Annotated in this window: 21 protein-coding genes; 10 read left to right on the top strand and 11 right to left on the bottom strand. The window is 64.5% G+C overall.

Annotated elements, in window-relative coordinates:
- A partial coding sequence (locus GM910_RS22385; RefSeq protein ID WP_159591688.1) for a DUF2239 family protein occupies positions 1–306 on the bottom strand: 306 nt, incomplete at its 3' end.
- 390 nt (positions 307–696) lie between these two features.
- On the opposite strand from GM910_RS22385, the gene GM910_RS22380 reads away from it, so the two are divergent.
- Positions 697–1218, top strand: coding sequence for a SixA phosphatase family protein (locus GM910_RS22380; protein WP_159591685.1), 522 nt, complete (start codon positions 697–699; stop codon positions 1216–1218).
- Positions 1219–1308: 90 nt separating this feature from the next.
- Entirely contained in the window at positions 1309–4341 is a 3033-nt protein-coding gene (uvrB, locus tag GM910_RS22375) for an excinuclease ABC subunit UvrB (RefSeq protein WP_159591682.1), read from the top strand.
- Between the two features lie 10 nt (positions 4342–4351).
- On the opposite strand, the gene GM910_RS22370 is transcribed toward uvrB, so the two are convergent.
- Together GM910_RS22370 and GM910_RS22365 are read right to left on the bottom strand one after the other, a co-directional pair.
- Positions 4352–4642 (bottom strand): hypothetical protein, encoded by a 291-nt coding sequence (locus GM910_RS22370; RefSeq protein ID WP_159591679.1) that lies wholly within the window; start codon positions 4640–4642, stop codon positions 4352–4354.
- Positions 4643–4708: 66 nt separating this feature from the next.
- The gene (locus GM910_RS22365) at positions 4709–7831 is read right to left on the bottom strand and encodes a type ISP restriction/modification enzyme (RefSeq protein WP_159591676.1); all 3123 of its coding nucleotides are present in this window, start codon (positions 7829–7831) and stop codon (positions 4709–4711) included.
- A gap of 654 nt (positions 7832–8485) precedes the next feature.
- On the opposite strand from GM910_RS22365, the gene GM910_RS22360 reads away from it, so the two are divergent.
- From GM910_RS22360 to GM910_RS22345, 4 genes are all read left to right on the top strand, one after another.
- Positions 8486–8974, top strand: coding sequence for a hypothetical protein (locus GM910_RS22360; protein ID WP_159591673.1), 489 nt, complete (start codon positions 8486–8488; stop codon positions 8972–8974).
- A gap of 239 nt (positions 8975–9213) precedes the next feature.
- A complete protein-coding gene (locus tag GM910_RS22355; protein WP_159591670.1) occupies positions 9214–9648 on the top strand; it encodes a curlin in 435 nt (144 codons plus the stop codon).
- Positions 9649–9738: 90 nt separating this feature from the next.
- Positions 9739–10143 (top strand): curli-like amyloid fiber formation chaperone CsgH, encoded by a 405-nt coding sequence (gene csgH / locus GM910_RS22350; protein ID WP_159591667.1) that lies wholly within the window; start codon positions 9739–9741, stop codon positions 10141–10143.
- 199 nt (positions 10144–10342) lie between these two features.
- A complete protein-coding gene (locus GM910_RS22345) occupies positions 10343–10744 on the top strand; it encodes a curlin (protein ID WP_159591664.1) in 402 nt (133 codons plus the stop codon).
- A gap of 45 nt (positions 10745–10789) precedes the next feature.
- On the opposite strand, the gene clpS is transcribed toward GM910_RS22345, so the two are convergent.
- Both clpS and GM910_RS22335 read right to left on the bottom strand, forming a co-directional pair.
- On the bottom strand, positions 10790–11095 hold the full coding sequence (clpS, locus tag GM910_RS22340) for an ATP-dependent Clp protease adapter ClpS (RefSeq protein WP_159591661.1): 306 nt from the start codon (positions 11093–11095) through the stop codon (positions 10790–10792).
- Positions 11096–11191: 96 nt separating this feature from the next.
- On the bottom strand, positions 11192–11407 hold the full coding sequence (locus GM910_RS22335; protein WP_159591658.1) for a hypothetical protein: 216 nt from the start codon (positions 11405–11407) through the stop codon (positions 11192–11194).
- Between the two features lie 222 nt (positions 11408–11629).
- On the opposite strand from GM910_RS22335, the gene GM910_RS22330 reads away from it, so the two are divergent.
- The 4 genes from GM910_RS22330 (at position 11630) to GM910_RS22315 (ending at position 15121) form a co-directional block, all read left to right on the top strand.
- Positions 11630–12850, top strand: a complete 1221-nt coding sequence (locus GM910_RS22330; RefSeq protein WP_159591655.1) for an NAD-dependent epimerase/dehydratase family protein — start codon at positions 11630–11632, stop codon at positions 12848–12850.
- A 4-nt stretch (positions 12851–12854) separates the two neighbouring features.
- Positions 12855–13667: a glycosyltransferase gene (locus GM910_RS22325; protein WP_281354920.1), complete on the top strand. Its 813-nt coding sequence runs from the start codon at positions 12855–12857 to the stop codon at positions 13665–13667.
- Positions 13664–14560 carry an NAD-dependent epimerase/dehydratase family protein gene (locus GM910_RS22320; RefSeq protein WP_159591652.1) on the top strand — a complete coding sequence of 299 codons (897 nt, stop codon included), beginning with the start codon at positions 13664–13666 and terminating at the stop codon, positions 14558–14560. The genes GM910_RS22325 and GM910_RS22320 overlap by 4 nt, the downstream gene beginning before the upstream one ends.
- A gap of 168 nt (positions 14561–14728) precedes the next feature.
- Complete coding sequence (locus tag GM910_RS22315) at positions 14729–15121, top strand: acyl-CoA thioesterase (RefSeq protein WP_159591649.1); 393 nt, start codon at positions 14729–14731, stop codon at positions 15119–15121.
- A 128-nt stretch (positions 15122–15249) separates the two neighbouring features.
- Here the strand turns inward: GM910_RS22315 and GM910_RS22310 are convergent, their stop codons facing one another.
- The 6 genes from GM910_RS22310 to GM910_RS22285 all read right to left on the bottom strand — a co-directional run bounded on the left by GM910_RS22310 (position 15250) and on the right by GM910_RS22285 (position 20958).
- Entirely contained in the window at positions 15250–16545 is a 1296-nt protein-coding gene (locus GM910_RS22310; RefSeq protein ID WP_159591646.1) for a hemolysin family protein, read from the bottom strand.
- An 81-nt stretch (positions 16546–16626) separates the two neighbouring features.
- Positions 16627–17418 (bottom strand): extensin-like domain-containing protein, encoded by a 792-nt coding sequence (locus GM910_RS22305; protein WP_425482715.1) that lies wholly within the window; start codon positions 17416–17418, stop codon positions 16627–16629.
- 135 nt (positions 17419–17553) lie between these two features.
- A complete protein-coding gene (locus tag GM910_RS22300; protein WP_159591643.1) occupies positions 17554–18264 on the bottom strand; it encodes an extensin-like domain-containing protein in 711 nt (236 codons plus the stop codon).
- 59 nt (positions 18265–18323) lie between these two features.
- Positions 18324–18749, bottom strand: coding sequence for a DUF3775 domain-containing protein (locus GM910_RS22295; RefSeq protein WP_159591640.1), 426 nt, complete (start codon positions 18747–18749; stop codon positions 18324–18326).
- A 76-nt stretch (positions 18750–18825) separates the two neighbouring features.
- Positions 18826–19713, bottom strand: coding sequence for a DMT family transporter (locus GM910_RS22290; RefSeq protein ID WP_159591637.1), 888 nt, complete (start codon positions 19711–19713; stop codon positions 18826–18828).
- A gap of 120 nt (positions 19714–19833) precedes the next feature.
- A complete protein-coding gene (locus GM910_RS22285; RefSeq protein WP_159591634.1) occupies positions 19834–20958 on the bottom strand; it encodes a PQQ-dependent sugar dehydrogenase in 1125 nt (374 codons plus the stop codon).
- Between the last annotated feature and the right edge of the window lie 287 nt (positions 20959–21245).

The following is a 21245-nucleotide window of genomic DNA, read 5'->3' as shown; positions in this document are numbered from 1 at the left end:
CTGCTCGCCGAGCCAGGCCCAGTGGCGCGGCAGGAGGGTGACCTCGCGCGCCACCACGCCGAGCTTCGGCCGGCCCGGCGCGCGCGGCGCCTCCGGTGCGGCCTGCCCGGCGCCAAGGCGTGCGGCCACCGCCTCCAGGCTGCCCGACAGGTCGAAATCCACCTGCCGGCCCGTCTCGTCGTCGAAGATCAGGACGTTCTCGGCGCGCCCGTCGCGCTTCAGCGCCAGCGCCACCTCCAGCCGCGTCCCCGCGGCCACCCGCCGCGTGCCGTCGAAAGCCGTATACATGCCGTTGTCCTTTTCCATGGTGGGTCCCTTGGGAGTTCAGTGTCGGCGGGTCAATTACATCCGGGTAAAAGCTATGTCAATATCACCCGGATAAAACCAAGGCAATCGCTTGATAGATTTTCGCCCCTTCGCGCCCCCCTCTGTCCTGCCGGACATCTCCCCCGCAAGGGGGGAGATTGGCCGTCATGGCGGTTTTCGCCAATCATCAAACGTTGCAGGAATGGCGCCGAAGCAAGCGGCCAGCGCAATCTCCCCCCTCGTGGGGGAGATGTCCGGCAGGACAGAGGGGGGCGCCGTAGGGCTCGGCTTATCAAGCGATTGCCTTCGATAAAAACCGCCCGCTGGCGGCCACCGCCGTTTCGTGCTAGCGCGGCTTGCGGGCGGCGGAGGGCGAAGCGAGAGGTCCGGATGCGCGAACTCCTTCTTCTGCGCCACGCCAAGTCGAGCTGGGACGAGCTGACGCGCGACGATTTCGACCGTCCGCTTTCGGCGCGCGGCAAGGCGGCGGCGGCGCTGATGGGCCGCGAAGTGGCGGCGCGCGGCTGGGTGCCGGACGAAGCGCTCGTCTCGGCGGCGCTGCGCACGCGCCAGACCTGGCGGCTGGCGGTGGCCGAGATGGGCGAGGGGGCCCCGCGCGCCACCCGCGACAAGGCGCTCTACATGGCCTCGGCCGACCGGCTCCTGGCCTTGATCCGCAAGGCGCCGGCGGGGAGCTGCCGGCTTCTCCTCCTCGGCCACAATCCGGGCATGGAGGACCTTGCGGCGGGCCTTGCCGGGCCGGGCTCGGATGCGGCGGCCCTTGCCCGCCTGCGCGCCAAGTTCCCCACCGCCGCCCTTGCGCGCTTCACCGTAAAGGGGCCGTGGGCGGGGCTCGGCTTCGCCGGCGCGCGGCTCACGCATTTCCTGCGCCCGAAGGATCTTTCCTCCTGACGGCCTTCCGTCAGCAGCCCCGCGCCCGGCCGCCTGCCGCCGCCCGCCACCCCCTTTCCATTTGCGCCGCGAGCCCTCATATTCGGCGCCATGGCCAATTCCTCGAACAACAACCGTGGCGGCTTCGCCGAAAAGCCGCAGCCGCCGCTTTCCGGCGCGCCGCTCAGCGGCTCCGTCGCCGACTGGGCGAAGGAGATCGCGCGTGAAGCCGACAAGCCGTCGAAGCACCCGCGCGAAGCGCGGCAAGGGCGACCGCCCGTCGCGCCTGATGGCGCGCTTCCCCGCGACGCCGAAGGCGCGCAAGAAAAAGAGGGGCGGAGCGAGCCGCGAAGCGGCGACAGCGTGAGCAAAAAAATGAAAAAGATCCCCGAGCGCTCCGCCGCTCCCGGCAAGACGGCGCGCGGCACCTCCATGGGCGGCGCTGCCTCCGCCAAGGAGCGCGCCGCCGCCGGCATGATGCCGGTCGCCGGCCTCGACGTTTCGCTGGAGGAGGCGGAGGGCCTCTCCTCGTCCGGCGTCACCGCCACCGTCGCCGCCCTCTCGCGCCTCATCGAAGGCGGCGATCCGAACCTTGCGAGCGCCTGGACCCCGCACCGCCCGCCGCGCCCGGAGAAGACCGAGGGCGGCATCGCGCTGAAGATGACGACGGAGTTCTCCCCCTCCGGCGACCAGCCGACCGCTATTCGTGACCTCGTCGAAGGCGCCAACCAGAACGAGCGCACCCAGGTCCTCCTCGGCGTCACCGGCAGCGGAAAAACCTTCACCATGGCCAAGGTGATCGAGGAGACCCAGCGCCCGGCCCTCGTCCTTGCCCCCAACAAGACGCTGGCCGCCCAGCTCTACGGCGAGTTCAAGTCCTTCTTCCCGGACAACGCGGTCGAATATTTCGTCTCCTACTACGACTACTACCAGCCGGAGGCCTACGTCCCGCGCTCCGACACCTACATCGAGAAGGAATCCTCCATCAACGAGCAGATCGACCGCATGCGCCACTCGGCCACGCGCTCGCTGCTCGAGCGCGACGACGTCATCATCGTCGCCTCCGTCTCCTGCATCTACGGCATCGGCTCGGTCGAGACCTACACGGCGATGACCTTCCAGATGCAGATCGGCGACCGCCTCGACCAGCGCCAGCTCCTCGCCGACCTCGTCGCCCAGCAGTACAAGCGCCAGGACGTCAACTTCGTGCGCGGCTCCTTCCGCGTGCGCGGCGACACGATCGAGATCTTTCCCGCCCACCTTGAGGACCGTGCCTGGCGCATCTCCCTCTTCGGCGACGAGATCGAGACCATCACCGAGTTCGACCCGCTCACCGGCAAGAAGACCGACGACCTGAAATCGGTCAAGATCTACGCCAACTCGCACTACGTCACCCCGCGCCCCACCCTCAACCAGGCCAGCAGGCAGATCAAGGAGGAGCTCAAGCAGCGCCTCGCCGAGCTGGAGGCGGCCGGCCGCCTCCTCGAAGCCCAGCGCCTCGAACAGCGCACCCGCTTCGACCTGGAGATGCTGGAGGCCACCGGCTCCTGCGCCGGCATCGAGAACTATTCGCGGTACCTCACCGGCCGCGCCCCCGGCGAGCCGCCGCCCACCCTCTTCGAATACGTCCCCGACAACGCCCTCGTCTTCGTCGATGAATCCCACGTCACCATCCCGCAGATCGGCGCCATGTACCGGGGCGACTTCCGCCGCAAGGCCACCCTCGCCGAATACGGCTTCCGCCTTCCCTCCTGCATGGACAACCGCCCCCTCCGCTTCGAGGAGTGGGACGCCATGCGCCCGCCCACCGTCTGCGTCTCGGCCACCCCCGGCAACTGGGAGATGGGGCAGTCCGGCGGCGTCTTCGCCGAGCAGGTCATCCGCCCCACCGGCCTCATCGACCCCCCGGTCGAGATCCGCCCGGCCAAATCCCAGGTCGACGACGTCGTCGGCGAGATCCGCGCCACCACCGCCGCCGGCTACCGCACCCTCGTCACCGTCCTCACCAAGCGCATGGCCGAGGACCTGACGGAATACCTCCACGAGCAGGGCATCCGCGTGCGCTACATGCACTCCGACATCGACACACTGGAGCGCATCGAGATCATCCGCGACCTGCGCCTCGGCGCCTTCGACGTGCTGGTCGGCATCAACCTCCTGCGCGAGGGCCTCGACATCCCCGAATGCGGCCTCGTCGCCATCCTCGACGCCGACAAGGAAGGTTTCCTGCGTTCTGAGACCTCCCTCGTCCAGACCATCGGCCGCGCCGCCCGCAATATCGACGGCCGCGTCATCCTTTACGCCGACACCGTCACCGGCTCCATGGACCGCGCCATGGCCGAAACCGGCCGCCGCCGCGAAAAGCAGATCGAATACAACACCGCCCACAACATCACGCCGGAATCGATCAAGAAGAACATCGGCGACATCCTCGGCTCCGTCTACGAGCGCGACCACGTGCGCGCCGACATTACCGGCGCCAAGGGCGAGGACCTGAACAACCTCGTCGGCAACAACCTCGCCGCCCACCTCGAACACCTCGAAAAAGCCATGCGGGACGCCGCCGCCGACCTCGACTTCGAGGAAGCCGCGCGCCTGCGCGACGAGATCAAGCGCCTGCGCGAAACCGAACTCGCCGTCATGGACGACCCGCTCGCCCGCGACATCGGCGTCGAGAACACGCAAAAGAGCCGCCGCGAAGCCGCGCGCAAGGGAAGGCCCCTTCGACAGGCTCAGGGTGAGGGGCGCAGTGGCCGCGGCCAGCCTATCTCCCCCCTTGAGGGGGAGATGCCCGGCAGGGCAGAGGGGGGTCGTCGCGACACGCGCGACACCTCCGGCAACCCCCTCTTCCACAAACCCGGCCTGGACGAAATGGGCACCGCCGGCGCCCACGCCGTCCCCTCCGGCAAACCCCTCTTCCGCAAGAACACCCTCGACGAAATGACCGTCGGCCGCACGGAAAAGCCCGTCGGCAAGACGCCACCCCCGAAACCCGGCACCAGCGCCCCTCATGGTGAGCCTCCTGAGCATTTGTCGAAGGGCGAACCAAAACGCCACAAGCCCGGCGCCGGCTCCTACGAGGACCCGGCCGACGAGCGCCAGAGCAAGCGCCGGTCGAAGAAGACGGGGCGGCCGGGGCGGTGAGGCGCGGCGCTCATGCCGCCTTTAGCCGCTCCCATTCCTGCTCGAACTGGAAGCAATATTGCGCCGCCTCTTCTTCTGGCAGCAAGCCTGCCATCTGCGGGAAGATTGTCTTGTAGAGGCTCTGCTGCGACCAGTCCCACGGCATCGTCTCAGCCGCCCGCGCCTCGGCCAAGATGCGCTCCAGTCTGTGCCGCACCTTATCAGGATTGGGCTTCCAGGCCGGCTCTTGAGGCTCGTTTCCGAACAGGTCGCCCTGCGGGTCAATGTTGCCGAAAAGGTCTGGTCCAGCTTGCTTCGTCATTTATCGATCCCCGAATCAGGAGGATCATGGCAAAGCATTATGGCGCGCGCGAGCGGTCTTGCCGGCTTATCCCCTGTCGGGAAAAGCCTGTGCATAAGCAGTGTCGATTCGCTCCATCTGGTCGACGGTGAAGGCCAACGCATCGGCGATGCGGGCTACCTGGTTGATCTCGTCGAGCGAAAGCGTTCGCCCCTTGCGCGACTTCAGATATTTGTCGATCACTTGATAGCCGCCGATACGGAAATTCCACACCGCCTCCGGCACCGGGGCATAGCTCTGTGTCTTGTTGATGGAGATGCGCTCGTCCTCGGCTGACCACCGCACGTGCTCAACTGTGTGATCGCCGTTGCCGTGATAGTCGGCCAATCCCCAGCGCGGCAGATCGCGCATCAGATGTGCTTGCACCAGCGCCCAGCCGAGCGCCGACAGTGCTTCGAAATCTTTGGAGTCGTCGGGGAACGGGATACGAGGAAAGTCGATGCGCAGGAATTCGGTGTAGCGCCTGCGGTAGGTTGGTGCATGGAGAACAGCGTAGATGTAGCCGAGGATTTCCTCGGGCGAGTAGTGATGGTCGTAGCGGGCGTCGAGGAAAGCGCGGAAGTCGGGAGTGATGTTTTCTAAACGTTCTATGTGGTTGCTTTTTTCTTTTGCACTTTGAAAGGTGTATAATGGGAATATATAGGTTGGATCATATCTGCTGGCAGACTTGTGGCCTGCGGGCGTCGATGAAACAAAAGCTGTCGGCTCATCGCGTGTAATTTTGTCGGTTAATAGTGCTATGTTTTCCTGTAGCATCGGTCGTGTTACGGCATATCTTGGGCGAAAGACGAGTTTCTCATCTAGATAAAGGTTTTTTATATCGAATGGCCCAAAGCATATCGAGGTAACCCTGTTTCTGTCGACTTGTTCTCCCTCTAGGCCTTTCCGGGTTTTTCTGATGCTCCAGTTTTCATTATCATTTATTGAAAATCTTCTTCTTATGTAGTCATCGCTATTATTTACATTATAGAATTCCTCAATTTTTGATAATAGTTTTTCTAAGCTATTATCTATAACTAAGTGATCTCGAGATGTTGTGATTCCAACACTTCCGTTAATGAAAATCTGATCTACGCTTGCAAATTCTCCGTATTCCTTATGCCTCACGCCCGAGAATGGTTTGAAGAAATAGTGCGGGCTCATTGGCTCGATCACCGAGAATGCAGTAGACGCGAGCGAGTTGTGTGTGGTCCAAGTATATTTTTCTAGGCGCGACCCCCACAGGTCGAAATGCCTTATGTGCTTTGGAATGCCTGGTTTCTTTATAAATATAGAAATTGATACACCTTGCTTAATATCAAAGACATTCTCATTTCGCAGCCCGTCTGGTGTGACCTCTCGTTTCTCTAAGTTTCCATGAAGATCAATTATGTCTATCTGATCAAATGATTTGAGAAGGCTCTGCCTCATTCCGCGAAAAGTCGGATTGTCTAAATAGGAATTATCGGTAATTACTCCAACTATCCCTTCATCAACATGATCCATCTTATCCTGCGCGAATGCAAGGAACTTGACATAATCATTGTGCAGCCAGTGCTTTTTTTCTCCAAAATGTACGCTATCTACATATTTATAGCGCTCAATAGACGCAGTTGCATGTGGTCCCCGATTTCTGGAAAGGCCAGAATAAGGCGGATTTCCTAATATCACGAGTATTGGTTGTTCTTTAACTGTCTGGGCAGCTTCAACTTCTGCGCTGACTGCGGGCAATAGTAGGTTTCGCTGCGGTTCCACCGGCTCCAGTGTGTTGGTTAGAAACACCTGCAGCCGCTCCTCGTCATGCAGTGGGTGGCCTTTGTCCTTCAGATACTGCGATAGCTTGAGATGCGCGATGGTGTAGGGCGCGATCAGATATTCGAACCCATAGAGGTTCTTCAGCATGTGTTCGCGTACAACCGCATCGGCCTTGCCCGCTTCCGACCCGCCGATATTGCCGAAGATGCGCTGCATGACTTCGAGCAGAAACGTTCCTGTGCCGGCAGCGAAATCGAGGACCGTCACCCGGCTATCGTCGGCCAGTCCATCGCCAATCTTGAAGGTCTCCTTTAGAACGTCGTCGACAGCGCGCACGATAAAGTTCACCACCGGTGGTGGCGTATAGTAGACGCCGCGGCTCTTGCGCGTCTCCTTGTCGTAGGCCTTGAGAAAGTCCTCGTAGAAGTAGATGAAGGGATCGCGCTCGAACAGCCGGTGCTCTTCCTCATCGCCGGCCCGCACCTTGCGGCTGATCGCCTTGCGCTGGCGGAACGACAGGTCGTCGCGGATGTTGTCTATGGCAAGCCCGTTGACGATCGACAGGATTTCGTCGACCACCCATTTTGCCTCGTCATATTCGGCTTCCTGCATCTCCTCCAGGAAGCTCACCAACTCCCGGATCAGGCGGAACGAGCCGGGAATGAAGCGGCGCACATTGTCGAGCCGGATGACATCCTCGTCGCCGGCGTTCAGCTTTGCCAAAAACAGACCGTAAGCCAGCATCTGGGCGAAGGCATCTGCGAACTCCTTGACCGCGAGCTCATGAAACACCTGTTCGCGGAACACGTCGTAGAGCGCGTGCAACCGCCCCTCTCTATCCGTCTTCTCCTGGCGGATCAGTTCTTCGGCAAGATAGTCGCGCAGCAGCTTCGACCTTGTGGCCAGAGCCACCGCCAATTGCGGCGCCCTCGATAATCCCTGCGGCGGCGACGAGAAGAAGGCGCCTAGCACTCGCGCGACGGTTTCGGCCCTGTCCGGATCGACACGGATCGTCCGCCCTTCCAGATCGCTCGGGAAGGCGAGGGACTTCCTGTCGAGCACCTTGCCTTTGCCGTCGATGCGGATGAACTGCAGGTAATCCGTCAGAACGATATTGTCCGACAGCTTGCGGTACTTCGCGATCTGATCAGATTTCAGCACCTTGTCGAGATTGGCGCCAATCTCCTTCACCTCGACATAGCCGAGGATCATGCCTTGCCGCTCGACTTTGAAATCCGGCGCCCCCTTGTCAGCCACCCGTTTCGGCTCGTGCTGCACGGTGATGCCTTGCGCCATCGCCCGCTCAGCGAAATGGCCGAGCAAGGTTTCCAGCGCTGCGCGGCCGGTATGCTCGGTGTGTTCCTCGATTGGTGTTTCGCGGAGCTTACGCAGATACGCGTCAAATGGTTGCGTCATGTCTAACTTTACCCTTCCCCCAAGCGGCGGGCGCATTAGACCGTATCGGCCGAGCATATGAAAGGGGCCTCTTGCACATTCGCAGACGCCTGTGCAGGCGGGGATAAAATCCAGCCCCCCAAACCCCTCCATCCCACCAACCCATTGTTTTCATTATACCTAAATAATTTCTTTCCAATTTTCCTAGGAATTTCATCCCCGCTCCCTCCGACCGCCCCCATAATGCCCCCATCGCCCTCACGGGAACCTTGGTCCGGACCGGGGACACGGGGAGGGCGGCGGCAGCCTCCCCCTCCAGGAACGGTACCTGGAGGCATGTGAGGGCCCGCGAACAGGCCGGAGTCCGGCGCCACAGGCGCAGGGCGCGGAAAAGCCGCGGGGTTCGGGCAAAGGCGCTTCACCACGTGTGTCCGTCCTGAGCCAAATACGAACCCTTAGACCGGTCGAATGTCGGGACAGCGGCCGGCGGGGCGCGTTTTTCGCGCCTTAAAAATAAATAGAGTGGCACGGACAACGCGCCCCGCTTCCCACCCTGAGCTGTGAGCTTGTCGAACAGTCGAAGGGTCAACGGCCAGACGGTGAAAACCGGGCGTGGCGAGGATGGCGCGCGCCCCTTGGCAGGCGCCCCGGATCGAAAAACCCAAGGAGAGAACGATGGACGAGAACGACCTGCTTCTGAGCGAGACCGTGCAGCAGCTCGACGAGGTGTCAAAGATGATGCCGGAGCTCCTGCGCCAGATGGCCGGGCTGTTCGAGCCGCCGCCATGGCCGCGCGAAGAGATGAACACCATGTACCGCCTGCTCGCCCGCGAGGCGGACCTGCCGAAGCGCTGCCGCGACCCGCGCTGCCGGCGTATCGGGCGGTGCCAGGGCGGGCTCGCGGCGGAGGGCGGCGACGCCTGCGCCGCGTTGTGGAAAGAGGCCGACCTCCAAAAGCTCGAGGCCGCCTGCAACGCCCTCATCGTGGGCTGGACATACGAGACGCGGCGCCTGGGCGAGATGGCAAACATGATCCTGGCGAGCAAGCTCGTCGTGGACGACGAAGAGCCGAAAGGAACGAAGGTGCAGCGAGCGGGGAGGGGAGGCACGCGCGGGAACAACCCTGCGTGCCTTCACCCTCGTGGTTCGACAGGTTCACCATGAGGGTGAAGGCAGGGCGAGGCCAGTGCAAGCTCCAACGACGGAGGAGGAGCACAAACAGGAGCCCTCATCCTGAGCTTGTCGAAGGGCGAGGGCGGGATGCCGGCCTCCCCTGCGCCGCTCCCCCGCCAGTGAACCCCACCTGAACGCGCGGTTCAGCGAGCGTTCCGCAAGCCTCCCGTAAAACTGCAACCGTTCACAACTCGCGGGGGACACCCGCACCCAACAGGAGGAGTACCGAAATGACCCGCAAGTTCATCATCGCCACCGCCGCCGCCGCCCTCGTCGGTTTCGCCGCCCTGCCGGCGTCCGCCAACAGCGTCTCCATCGAGCAGTACGGCTGGGGCAACGCCGCCGGCGGCGCCCAGACCGGCTTCGACAATCAGATCGGCGTCTACCAGGACGGCGTCTGGAACTCGGCCATCAGCCAGCAGCACGGCTCCAACAACGTCTCGGCCACCGGCCAGCACGGCGTCAACAATTCCGCCGATACGTGGCAGAATGGCCATGGCAACGCCGCCGGCGTCGGCCAGTTCGGCGCAAACCACAACGCCATCATGACCCAGGACGGCAACGGCAACGTGGCGGCCGGCGTGCAGGTCGGAAACGGCTGCGACGCCGAGGTCAGCCAGTCCGGCGGCGGCAACGTCGCGGCCTTCGTGCAGACCTGCCCGTAAGGCAAAAGCCGTTGCACGGGCGAACGGCCGAGGGGGACGATGTCGCCCTCGGCCTGCCGCCGCACCGGCAACCTGAAAAAGGAGGTTCCCATGTTGCGCAACCGCACGCATATCGCCACCGCCGCAGCTTTGGCGCTGGCGCTCTCCGGCACGGCCCTGATGGCCGGCGCCGGCAAGGCCGGCTTCGAGACGGCCAGTTCCGAGGACACGCGCTGCGAGATCCTCGCCAGCACGGAGGGCGGCATGATCGCGCTCCAGGGCGTGGTCCATGCCGAGACGGCGATCACGGGCTCCTACACCTTCCGCGTCGAGACCGTCGGCGGATCGGGCAGCTCGAACATCAGGCAGGGCGGCACCTTTTCCGCCGCGCCCGGCAAGCCGGCCGAGCTCGGCCGCGTCATGCTCGGCGGCTCCGGCGCCGTCTACGAGGCAACGCTGGAGGTGGACGCGCCCGAAGGCCGCTTCACCTGTACAGAGCGCGCCGGCCAGCTGTGACCCCGGCCAGCCACCGCCTGCCGCCGAACGGGCTCCGGGAAACCGGGGCCCGTTCTACCGTGCGCGGGGCCCCGTCCTCACGCTTTTCCATGAACCACCGGTTAACACCCCGTTCCACACCCGTTCAAGCCGGCTTTGGCATCCTCCCTCCGTCGCTGGCAATCAAGCCCCGCGCCAACCGAACCAGGAGGAGAATTCCATGACCCGCACCATCCGCACCATTATCGCCGCCGCAACGCTTGCCGCCGGCCTCGGTCTCGCCCCCGCCTTCGCCGGCGGCTCGGTCTCGCTCAGCTACAACCCGAGCGATCCCGACAAAGCCCAGGCGCTGCAGACGGGCCTGCGCATCTACGGCCTCGTCGAAGGCATCAAGAGCGGCTCGATCAAGCAGAACGGTTTCGGCAACATCGCCGGCCTCGCCCAGAACGGCAGCGGCAATCTCGGCATCGTCCACCAGGAAGGCGACGGCCACACCGGCACCGTCCAGCAGAACGGCAACGGCAATGCCTACGGCCTCTTCCAGTTCGGCAAGAACACGGAGGCCCACGCCGTCCAGAACGGCGACAGCCAGGCCGGCGCCACCGTGCAGGTCGGCTGGTAGGGTAGGGAAGCCCACCGCGACGGCGCGGCTCCGGCCGCGCCGCGTTCACTCTTCCGGCTCGGTCGTAAAAAGCAGCGGATACCCCTCTTTGCGCCCGGCGTCGGTCGCCCGCGTCGCCTTGGTCTCCGCCACGTCCTTCGGGAACACCGCCACCACGCACACCCCGCGCCGGTGCGCGGTGATCATCACCCGGTATGCCTGGTCCTGCGACAGCCCGAACTCCGCCTTCAGCACCGTCACGACAAACTCGCGCGGCGTGAAGTCGTCGTTGACGAGGATGACCTTGTGCAGCTTCGGCCGCGCCGTCTTCGGCTTGGTCCTGGTACGGGGCTTGACCGCAATGTCGCTCATCGGAAAGAACCCTCTCCGGAACGGTGCCCTGTCTCCTCCCGTCCTGCGGGCAGCAATCCTGGATTTCCCCACCGCGAAGCGGACGCCTGCCTCTGGTCAGGCGACGTCGTCGAGCCCGGCATTCACCAGCCCGAGCGGCGTGCGGCGGCCGAGCGCCCAGGAGCGCATCATGCGGCTCGCCACCTCTTCGCGCCCCTTCTGGTCGGTACGGTCGATGCCCAGCTCCGCGCACACGGCCTCCACCGCCGTGCGGATCTCCGCCAGCTCCTCGGTATCGAATATACCCGTGACGGCCTCTCCGGACCTGGTCATGTCCGGTCTCCTTCCAAAGCCTTCGCACCCGAATGGAGCGATTATCATTTCATTATGATGCACGATTATGGCCGGCAGATGAAGCGATTTGATTCGTTTTGCCGGTTGTCAAGGTGAAAAACGCGTTTTCCGCCGCTTCCATTTCCGCTCCCGCCCGGCATACAATTGCTGTCACAAATGCCGGGTAAGCATTTCTCGCGGTTCAAAACGAGGGATTCGACAATGAAGATTGCTGTTCTGGGCGGCGACGGTTTCGTCGGTTGGCCGACGTCGCTGCACCTGTCCGCCAGGGACCACGAGGTCCACATCCTCGACAATCTCTCGCGCCGGTGGATCGACACGGAACTCGGCGTCCAGTCGCTCACGCCGATGGACTCCATCCAGGAGCGCACGCGCATCTGGCACCAGGAGACGGGGCGGCGCATCCATTTCCATCTGATCGACCTTGCCCGCGACTACGAGGTGCTGAAGGCCTGGCTGGCAGAGCACCGGCCGGACGCCATCGTCCATTTCGCCGAGCAGCGCGCCGCGCCGTATTCCATGAAGAGCGACCGGCACAAGAACTACACGGTCAACAACAACGTCAACGCCACCCACAACCTCTTGAACGCCATGGTCGAGATCGATCTCGACGCACACCTGGTGCATCTCGGCACCATGGGCGTCTACGGCTATTCCTCGGTCGGCGCGGCGATCCCGGAGGGCTACCTGCCGGTCGGCGTTAAGACGCTCTCTGGCGAGACGGCGCGCCAGGAGATCCTCTACCCGGCCAATCCCGGCTCCATCTACCACATGACCAAGTGCCTCGATCAGCTTCTCTTCCAGTTCTACGCCAAGAACGACGGCCTCAGGATCACCGACCTCCACCAGGGTATCGTCTGGGGCACGCATACGGACGAGACGAAGCTGCATCAGCAGCTCATCAACCGCTTCGACTATGACGGCGACTACGGCACGGTCCTCAACCGCTTCCTCATCCAGGCGGCGATCGGCTATCCGCTCACCGTGCACGGCACGGGCGGCCAGACGCGGGCCTTTATCCATATCCAGGATTCGGTGCGCTGCATCGATCTGGCGCTGGAGAGCCCGCCGGTGCGCGGCGAGCGGGTGAAGATCTTCAACCAGATGACGGAGACGCACCGGGTGCGGGATCTGGCCGAGCTGGTGGCCCGCATGACCGGCGCCAAGGTCGCCTATCTCCCCAACCCGCGCAAGGAGGCGGCGGAGAACGATCTGGTGGTGAAGAACGAGCAGTTCCTGGAACTCGGCCTCGATCCGACGACGCTTGCGGAGGGGCTTCTCGCCGAGGTGGTGGACGTGGCGAAGAAATACGCCTACCGCGTCGACCGCAGCCGCATCCCCTCCATCTCCGCCTGGACCAAGGACATCGCCCCCACCATCGAGCGCGACCCGGAGGGCAAGCGGCTGAAGAGCGTGGGGTGAGACCTTGCGTCATGCCTATGTGACCCTCGTCACCAACGCAGACTACGCCATGGGCGCGGAAGCGCTGGTGCGCTCGCTGAAGCTGAGCGGCACTGGAGCCGATATCGTGGTGCTCCATACGGGCGGGGTGACGGGCGGCGCGCTCCGGCCTCTGACGGCACTCGGCGTCCGGCTCGTGGAAGCAGAACTCCTGCCGACGTCGGCCGCCTTCAACGAACGCCACCAACGGGCGAAGCTGCATGCCGACGCCCCCTTCACCAAGGGCAACAAGCCGTCCTTCCATACGCCGCTCGACAATTTCGCCAAGCTGCGCCTGTGGCAGCTCACCGACTATGAGCGGGTGGTCTTCATCGACGCCGACGCCCTGGTTCTGCGCAATATCGACCGCCTGTTTTCCTATCCGGAGTTCTGCGCCGCCCCCAACGTCTATGAGAGCCTCGCCGATTTTCACCGGCTGAACTCCGGCGTCTTCGTCGCCCGGCCTTGCGGGAAGACGTATAACGACATGCTGGCCATGCTGGACCGGCCCGACGCCTTCTGGCGGCGCACGGACCAGACCTTTCTGCAGGCCTTCTTCCCCGACTGGCACGGCCTGCCGGTCTTCTTCAACATGCTGCAATACGTCTGGTTCAACATGCCCGAGCTGTGGGACTGGAAGTCGGTGTCCGTGGTCCATTACCAGTATGAAAAGCCCTGGGAGAAGGATCATCCGAAGGCGGAGAAGCTGCGACCGCTGATCGACCTCTGGCACGCCTACTATGCGGGCGAGGGCATCCCCGATATCGACCGGCTGGAAAACCCGACTGGGGCGACATGAGTGCGCCGCACAGCGTGGTTTCAGGCGGCGCGGGCTATGTCGGCCGCTTCATCGTCGAGGCGCTTCTTGCGGCCGGCCATGCGGTCACGGTCTTGGGGCGGTCGGCGCCGGCGGGCGGCTTCTTTTCAGCGCCGGTGGGGTTCCTGCCTCTTTCGCTGGAGCCGGAGGCCGCTTCACCCGCACCCTTCAAGGACGCGGATTTCTTTGTGCACGCGGCCTTCGACCATGTGCCGGGAAGATACCGCGGCGGGGAAGGGGGCGACCCAGAGGCTTTCCGCCGCCGCAATCTTCAAGGGACTGCAGCGCTTTTCGCGGCGGCAAGGGATGCGGGCGTGCGGCGTGCGGTGTTCCTGTCGAGCCGCGCCGTCTACGGTCCGCGCCCGCCGGGAACGTGGCTGGAAGAGGCAGATGAAGCGCGGCCCGACACGCTCTACGGCGAGGTGAAACTTGCTGCGGAACGGACGCTGGAAGGGCTGTCAGATGCCCGCTTTTGCGGCGTCAGCCTGCGCGTCACCGGTGTCTACGGCCCGGCGGGGCCGGGGCAAGCGCATAAGTGGGCTGGCCTTTTTGCCGACTACCTGGCCGGCAGAGCGATCGATCCACGCGCTGGAACGGAGGTGCACGGGCGCGACGTGGCGGCGGCGGTGCGGCTGGTTCTGGAAAAGGACGCGCTTGCAGAACCGGTCCTTAACGTCTCGGACGTTTTGGTGGATCGGCGCGACATTCTGGCGATCGTGAAGCTGGAAACGGGTGCGCCGCACCCGCTGCCGGGAGCGGCCGACAAGGAAGCCGTCAACGCCATGCGCTGCGAGAGGCTTTCCGCCCTCGGCTGGCGGCCGGGCGGCATGGCATTGTTGGAGGAAACGGTCGCGCGGCTGGCTGTGGGTGGGTGAGAAGTGGCGTGTCGGGCATGGGATTGTCGTCGAGAGCCCGCTTTGCCGGCTTCACAAAATGATTCAAGTCGTTGAGAGTTTGCCCGAGTTTGCTTGCAGTCCGATTCCGCTTGCGCCTGCAACATCCTGAAAATGAATCCGAAAATGTGATCATCGGAGATAACGGCGATGTCAGAAAACCATACGGAGCCTCAGGGCGATCTCACCCTGCGCACCCAGGCGATGCCGGGCGACGCCAATGCCGCGGGCGACATCTTCGGCGGCTGGGTGATGGCGCAGATGGACCTGGCAAGCGGCATCCGCGCGGCGGAGCGGGCGCGCGGGCGCGTGGTGACGGCAGCGGTCAAGGAGATGGCTTTCGCCAAGCCGGTGCAGATCGGCGACACATTGTGCGTCTACACACGCGTTGTCAGCGTCGGGCGCACGTCCATGGTGTTGAAGGTGGAGGCGTGGTCGCAGCGCTACCTGTCGGATGTCATGGAAATGGTCACGAGTGCCGATTTCGTGATGGTGGCGCTCGATGCGACCGGCCGGCCAACGCCGGTGCCGCCGGAGCTTTGAAACCCATGATCGATCTCTTTGTTTGAGCATGATCTTTTCCGAAAACCGCTTTTCGGAATCATGTTCCAGGTCCGCTGCTCGTCCAGCTAAGCGTGTCCGCGCTGTTGACGTACGGCGGTCCCGTCCGTTCAGCCATCCTTCGCCGGCGCATTCTGCTTCGTGGCAAGCACACGGTCGATGCGCCGGCCGTCGAGGTCGACGATCTCGAAGCGCCAGCCCATCGCATCGACCCTTGCTCCGGTCCTCGGCAGTTCCTGGGTGTAGGAGAGGAGGAAGCCGGCAAGCGTCGTGTAACTGCGGTCTGCCGGCAGGAGAAAGCCCAGATGGTCGGCCATCTCGTCGGCCGGCATCAGGCCGGGTAAAAGCCACGAGCCGTCCTCGCGCTGGACGATGTCGAGTTCGCCTTCCTCCGCATCGGCGCGGAACACACCGGCAATCGCCTCCAATACGTCGGCGGGCGTGACGATGCCCTCGAAGCTTCCGTATTCGTCATGCACCAGCGCCATCGGCACCTCCGCCTGGCGCAGCGCGGCGAGCACGTCGAGGGCGTCGGCGAAATCGTGCACGACGGGCACGGGGTGGACATGCGCCCGCATGTCCAGCGGCTCTTCGGACAGCCTTGCGGCCAGAAGCTCGCGGACCTTGAGGACACCCACAAGCTGGTCGGCGGAGCCCTCGCCGGCGGGCAGCAGCGAATGATCCGTCTCGCGCAGCGCTTTCGCCAGGGCGTCGCGGCCTTGCGACAGGTCCACCCAGTCCACTTCGCCGCGCGGCGTCATGATGGCCCGGGCCTTGCGGTCGGCGAGCCGCATGACGCCGGAAATCATGCGCCGCTCGTCGGATTCGATGGTGCCGGTGTGCTCGGCCTCGGCGATGAGGGTGCGGATTTCCTCGTCGGTGACACGGCCGGAGGGTTCCGCGCTCTGGCCGAGGAGGGCGAGCACGGCGCGGCCGGAGATATCGAGCAGCCAGACGAGCGGCAAGGCGACGCGGGACATGGCCATCAAGAAGGGGGCTACGCGGATGGCGATGCTCTCGGCGTGCTTCAGCGCCAACTGCTTCGGCACAAGCTCACCGATGATCAGCGAGACATAGGTGATGAGCGCCACGACGACGCCGACGCCAGCCGAACTGGCGATGGCCGGCGACACGCCGAGCGTTTCCAGCCAGCCGGCAAGGCGCACGCCGATGGTGGCGCCGGAGAAGGCGCCGGAGAGCACGCCCACCAGCGTGATGCCGATCTGTACGGTGGAGAGGAAGCGGCCGGGGTCGGCCGAAAGCTTGAGCGCGCGGCCGGCACCCCGTTCGTTCTGGCGGGCTCTCAGCCGGGCAGGGCGGGCGGAAACGACCGCCAGCTCCGACATGGCCATGAAGCCATTGAAGAGGATGAGCACCAAGAGGATCGTGATTTCGACGGCGAGCATGGATGCTCTCTAACACCGATGGCAGGCAATAAGCGAGCCGGCGCCGCACCCCTTGCACATAGATCGGGGAGGGTCGGGGCGCTACCGGCAGGCGCGGTAGCCGTTGTTCCTGTCCTTTATGTCGAAGTGGAAATGGTCCTTGTGATCGGCGTCGTAGCCCGGCCCGAGCACCGTGGTGAAATAGCCGCAACCCTCTGCCCGCACCTTGTTGAGCAGGCTCTTTTGGCGGAAAGCGAAGAATCCGGGACGGCGCACGTCGATGTCCCTGCCGTTCTTGAGCGCGATGCTCATGATGTCGAGGGCGTTGCCCTTGGAGTGTTCCGAGGCGACGGCGGTGCCGCGGATGCGCCGGCAGGAGTAGCTGGAGCCCTGGCGGATGGTGCCGATGCCGGAAAGGTAGCGCGTGCGCGCGGCGGGGGCGAGCTCGTTCTTGGTCCAACGGGCGACGGTGGCTGCCATCTGGCAGTTGAGCGTGGCGGCGGGCTTTATCTCGATACCGCCGGAAAGCCCGCTCACCTCCACGGGATGGTCGATGCGGCAGGCGCCGCCGTCGTCGATGGGCTCGAGGTCGCGATAGGTGACGCCCAGGCGCTTCAACTCGCGGCGGCAGGCCACCTCTTCGGCGGGCATGAGGGAAGAAGGCGCGCGCGGCAGGGTGAAGCGCGGGTAGTTCGTCATCATCGGGTTGGACGGCACGAGGTTCTGCAGACCGCTGCCGGAAACGGCAGCCGTCGTCGTGCCGACATCCACGTCCGGGCGCAGCACCGTGTCCACGGTGCAGGCGGAGATCGCCGTCAGTGCGAGGAGCGCCAGGCCCGTCCACGCCGCGCGGGGCCGTCGCCGCGGCCACTCGAATAGGCTTTCCCTGTCCACTATCGGCCCACCACCGGCCTGCGGCCGGCTCCCTGTCACGGAGGGCGAGCCTACCGCCGAAGAGTAAAGGAAAGCTCAGTGCGCGGATTCAGGCCTGTGGCCAAAATGCGGCGGCGGCAGCATTTTTCAGGCGCTCTACCGACAGTAAGGCTTGCGGCGCTTCTTCATGTCGAAGTGGAAGTGATCGGCATGGTCGGCATTCGTGCCGGGGCCAAGCACGGTGGCGAAGGGGCCGCAGGCAGCGGTGCGGATGTCGGCGAGGAATTTCGCGTCCGCACCTTTGGCGTTCCCACCTACTTCCACCCGCCGCCCGTCGGACAGTTCGATGGCGGAAATGTCCAGCGCATTGCCGTAGGCGTGCTCGGAGAGCTTTGCCATGCCGTTGATCGGGCGGCAGACATAGGCGGAGCCGTGGACGACCGTCGCTATACGGGCATCGAAATATTTCTTCGCCGCCGCCGCGCCCTTCTCCTGGAACAGGGCGGCGGCGGCGCGGGCGGTGCGGCAGTTGAGAACGGCCGCCGGCTGCAAGCGCATTTTCGGGGAAAGCGCGGTCACCTCCAGGGGATGGGGCAGGGCGCAGCCGCCTTTCGCCTCCACGGCTGGCGCAGCGGTGAAGGCGACACCGAGGGCGCGGAGCTCCTCCCGGCAGGCGGTCTCAGCGGCCGGCATGGCGCGCGAAGCCGGCTTTTCCACCGCGGGTGCTTCTTGCCGCAGAGCCTCGGCGCGCCGTTGCGGGATCGGGGCACGGTCGGGAAGCTCGATGGCGCCGGCAAGGGAGCCTCCCGCGGCGAGGCAGAGGATGGCTATCGGTGCAAGGCGGGAGCGTGAATGTCGGGCGGTCATTGATCTGCAATATCTATTCAAAATAGCATGTACAATAATATCTGCAACTTAAGATAGCATTAAGCGCCGATGGTTTCCAGCCCATCTTCCAGCCAATCGCCCAGCATGGGCATGCTGAGGAGATAGCCGGCCAGGCGGCTGTTCACCCGCTGCCGCGCGTCGGCCACAGCGTCTGGCCATTCCTCCGCATCGTAGTCGCCGCGTCCGATCCAGGCGATCGCCAGAAGCTCGGACGCCTCGTCGACGTTCAGGTCGGCGATCAGCTCGCGGAATTCCTCTTCCGTGAGGTTTTCCTCTTTTTCCTCGGCGAGCCCATCATGATTGTGGCGGTCGGAGGCATCGCCGCCGAACTCGACCTCGTGCTCCTTGCCGTCGTCGTAGTCGTCGTTGACGGCAGCCGAAATGGCGCGCGCCTTCTCGGCCAACAGGCGCACCGTGTCCGGCCCCAGCGACAGCTCCCATTCCTTTTCGACCGCTCTCTTCACGCACCGCTCCATCGACACATGAGCCCCGCCGATGACCATAGCGCATCTTGGAACGGATTTATGCAGGATGGTGGCGTCAGGACGTCGCGCGGCGGGCGCGCAGCGCCGGCACGACCTCGACGAGGAGGATGGCCGAGAAGATCAGGCCGCAGCCGGCGAGGCCAGACGCGGGCAGCCGCTCGCCCAGGAAGAGGGCGCCGAAAAGGGCGGCGAAGACGGCCTCGGTGGACAGAAAAATGGCCGCCTGCGGCGCTGTCGTGTAGCGCTGGCCGACGACCTGGAGCGTGAAGGCGATGCCGCCGGAGAAGATGCCGGCATAGAGGATCTCGGGGAGTGCTGCGCGGATGGCGGCGAACTCGACCGGCTCGACCACGAGCGCTATGGCCAGCGCCACGACGGCAGTGACAGTGAACTGGGTGACGGCGAGCGTGACCGGCCGCCCGGTACGACTGGCGCTGCGGGCGATATAGATGACCTGGAGCGCCCAGAAGGCGGCGCACAGGATCGTCAGCCAGTCGCCCATCACGAGCGCCACCGCGCCGCCGCCCGAAAGCAGCCAGATGCCGGTGAGGGCGAGAAGGGCCGCCGGCCACACCGCGCGGTGCGGCCATTGCCGGAACAACAATACGCCGAAGAAGGGCACCATCACGACGTAAAGGCCGGTGAGGAAGCCGGAATTGGTGACCGTGGTTGTCATCAGCCCCACCTGCTGCGCGGCCATGCCGCCGAAAAGCAAAAGGCCGATCAGCGTGAAGGCGCGCCAATGCTCGGGCGCGAGCGGCGTTTGCGCCTGTCTGCCTTCGCGCAGCGCGAATGGCAGCATGGAAAGGCAGGCGATGGCAAAACGCAGGCCGATGAAGAGGAACGGTCCCACCGCCTCCATCGCCGTCGACTGGGCGACGAAGCCCATGCCCCACATGGCACCGGCGGTGAGCAGAAGCGTGTTGGCCTGGATACGGGTCATCGGCGGGACGTGGGGAGGTTTTTCGGACCGGGCGGTCTTAGCAGCGGCATTGCAGGGTGCAAAGCCTTTTGCGTTCCCCCGGATCCGATGAGTGCTCTCGAAAAAGGGGAGATCCGCTCCTCATTCGGCCCGCAAGATGCGGATGATCTTTCCGTTGGAATCGTCCGTCAACAGCCAGATGGAGCCATCCGGCGCCACCTCCACGTCGCGCAGGCGGCCGAAGGTGCCTTCGAACATGCGCTCCTCGCCGGTGATTTCACCGCTGCCGTTGCGCTCGAGCCGTGTCAGGAGCTGGAAGCTGAGGGCCGCGACAAGGAAATCGCCTTGCCACTCGGGGAACATCCGGCCGTCATAGACCGCCATGCCCGAGGGCGCGATGGAGGGGTCCCAGTAATATTTCGGCTGCTCGTAGCCGGGCGCATCGGCGCCGCGCTCGATCCGTTGGCCGGAATAGTGGCGGCCGTAGGAGATGACGGGCCAGCCGTAGTTCCTGCCGGCTTGCGGGCGGTTGACCTCGTCGCCGCCGCGCGGGCCGTGCTCGACCGTCCACAGCGCACCCGTCACGGGATCGAGCACCGCCCCTTGCGGGTTGCGGTGGCCGATGGACCAGATCTCGGGTGCGGCTTCTCCGCCATCTACGAAGGGATTGTCCTCCGGGGCGCTGCCGTCGGGATTGATGCGCATCACGGAGCCGGCGTGGTCGAAAGGGTCCTGGGCGCGGTTCATCTCGCCGCGGTCGCCGATGGTGAAGAAGAGGGTGCCGTCCGGGGCGGGCACGATGCGCGAGCCGAAATGCCGGCTTTCACCGGTCCTGCGGTCGAGGGAGAAGATGACCTCGACATCCTCCAGCCGCGCCGACCCACCCTCCTGTACCAGGCGGGCACGGGCGATCGCCGTGCCCGCGCCGCCCGGGCCGGGCTCGGAATAGGAGAGGAAGAGCGTGCGCGATTGCTCGAAATCGGCGGCGAGCGCGACGTCCAGAAGCCCTCCCTGGCCGAACACAGCGACTTCAGGAACGCCGGAGAGGGGCTCGGAGAGCCTGCCGTCGGCAAAAATGCGTACTGTGCCGGTGCGCTCCGTGATAATGGCGCTGCCGTCGGGGAGAAAATCGATGCCCCAGGGATGCTCCAGCCCCTCGGCCAGAGTTTCGGTGCGTAACGCGACGTCACCCGCCTCGGAGACCTGTGCACAGGCGGTGGCGGGAAGAACCACCGCAAGAAGCGCGGCGAGAAAGATATTCGGCATTTGCTTCGACCCCTTGCTCAACCCGCGATCCGGTTGAAATAGGGTAGGGCACGCGGCGGGCCAAGGCCGGTCCTGCGTATCGTTGGCGTTACTCCTCCCTCGGGGCGGCCATATCCGTTTGCCGGCAACCATCGGATTTCCGGCGCCGGGGCGAAGATTCCGCGTGAAAAAGCCACAAAGATTGCTATATTTCGCGTGAGTTGAACGAAGCGGTTCCGTTGGCCAAGGCTGCCGGACCGTTTTCTTTTTGTGTCCGCAGGCGCCGGGCAAGTGCCCGGAAGGCGGCG

The sequence above is a fragment of the Chelativorans xinjiangensis genome (assembly GCF_009812055.1).
GTDB lineage: Bacteria > Pseudomonadota > Alphaproteobacteria > Rhizobiales > Rhizobiaceae > Chelativorans > Chelativorans xinjiangense.
This window is presented reverse-complemented; position numbering and strand designations above follow the sequence as displayed.

What these genes read in the sequence shown, in the direction of transcription:
- GM910_RS22290 (WP_159591637.1), bottom strand. Translation starts at nt 19,713, where the DNA reads ATGACCCGTATCCAGGCCAACACGCTTCTGCTCACCGCCGGTGCCATG.
- uvrB (WP_159591682.1), top strand. Translation starts at nt 1,309, where the DNA reads ATGGCCAATTCCTCGAACAACAACCGTGGCGGCTTCGCCGAAAAGCCG.
- clpS (WP_159591661.1), bottom strand. Translation starts at nt 11,095, where the DNA reads ATGAGCGACATTGCGGTCAAGCCCCGTACCAGGACCAAGCCGAAGACG.
- GM910_RS22365 (WP_159591676.1), bottom strand. Translation starts at nt 7,831, where the DNA reads ATGACGCAACCATTTGACGCGTATCTGCGTAAGCTCCGCGAAACACCA.
- GM910_RS22345 (WP_159591664.1), top strand. Translation starts at nt 10,343, where the DNA reads ATGACCCGCACCATCCGCACCATTATCGCCGCCGCAACGCTTGCCGCC.
- GM910_RS22360 (WP_159591673.1), top strand. Translation starts at nt 8,486, where the DNA reads ATGGACGAGAACGACCTGCTTCTGAGCGAGACCGTGCAGCAGCTCGAC.
- GM910_RS22285 (WP_159591634.1), bottom strand. Translation starts at nt 20,958, where the DNA reads ATGCCGAATATCTTTCTCGCCGCGCTTCTTGCGGTGGTTCTTCCCGCC.
- csgH (WP_159591667.1), top strand. Translation starts at nt 9,739, where the DNA reads ATGTTGCGCAACCGCACGCATATCGCCACCGCCGCAGCTTTGGCGCTG.
- GM910_RS22330 (WP_159591655.1), top strand. Translation starts at nt 11,630, where the DNA reads ATGAAGATTGCTGTTCTGGGCGGCGACGGTTTCGTCGGTTGGCCGACG.
- GM910_RS22370 (WP_159591679.1), bottom strand. Translation starts at nt 4,642, where the DNA reads ATGACGAAGCAAGCTGGACCAGACCTTTTCGGCAACATTGACCCGCAG.
- GM910_RS22380 (WP_159591685.1), top strand. Translation starts at nt 697, where the DNA reads ATGCGCGAACTCCTTCTTCTGCGCCACGCCAAGTCGAGCTGGGACGAG.
- GM910_RS22355 (WP_159591670.1), top strand. Translation starts at nt 9,214, where the DNA reads ATGACCCGCAAGTTCATCATCGCCACCGCCGCCGCCGCCCTCGTCGGT.
- GM910_RS22300 (WP_159591643.1), bottom strand. Translation starts at nt 18,264, where the DNA reads ATGACCGCCCGACATTCACGCTCCCGCCTTGCACCGATAGCCATCCTC.
- GM910_RS22335 (WP_159591658.1), bottom strand. Translation starts at nt 11,407, where the DNA reads ATGACCAGGTCCGGAGAGGCCGTCACGGGTATATTCGATACCGAGGAG.
- GM910_RS22315 (WP_159591649.1), top strand. Translation starts at nt 14,729, where the DNA reads ATGTCAGAAAACCATACGGAGCCTCAGGGCGATCTCACCCTGCGCACC.
- GM910_RS22310 (WP_159591646.1), bottom strand. Translation starts at nt 16,545, where the DNA reads ATGCTCGCCGTCGAAATCACGATCCTCTTGGTGCTCATCCTCTTCAAT.
- GM910_RS22320 (WP_159591652.1), top strand. Translation starts at nt 13,664, where the DNA reads ATGAGTGCGCCGCACAGCGTGGTTTCAGGCGGCGCGGGCTATGTCGGC.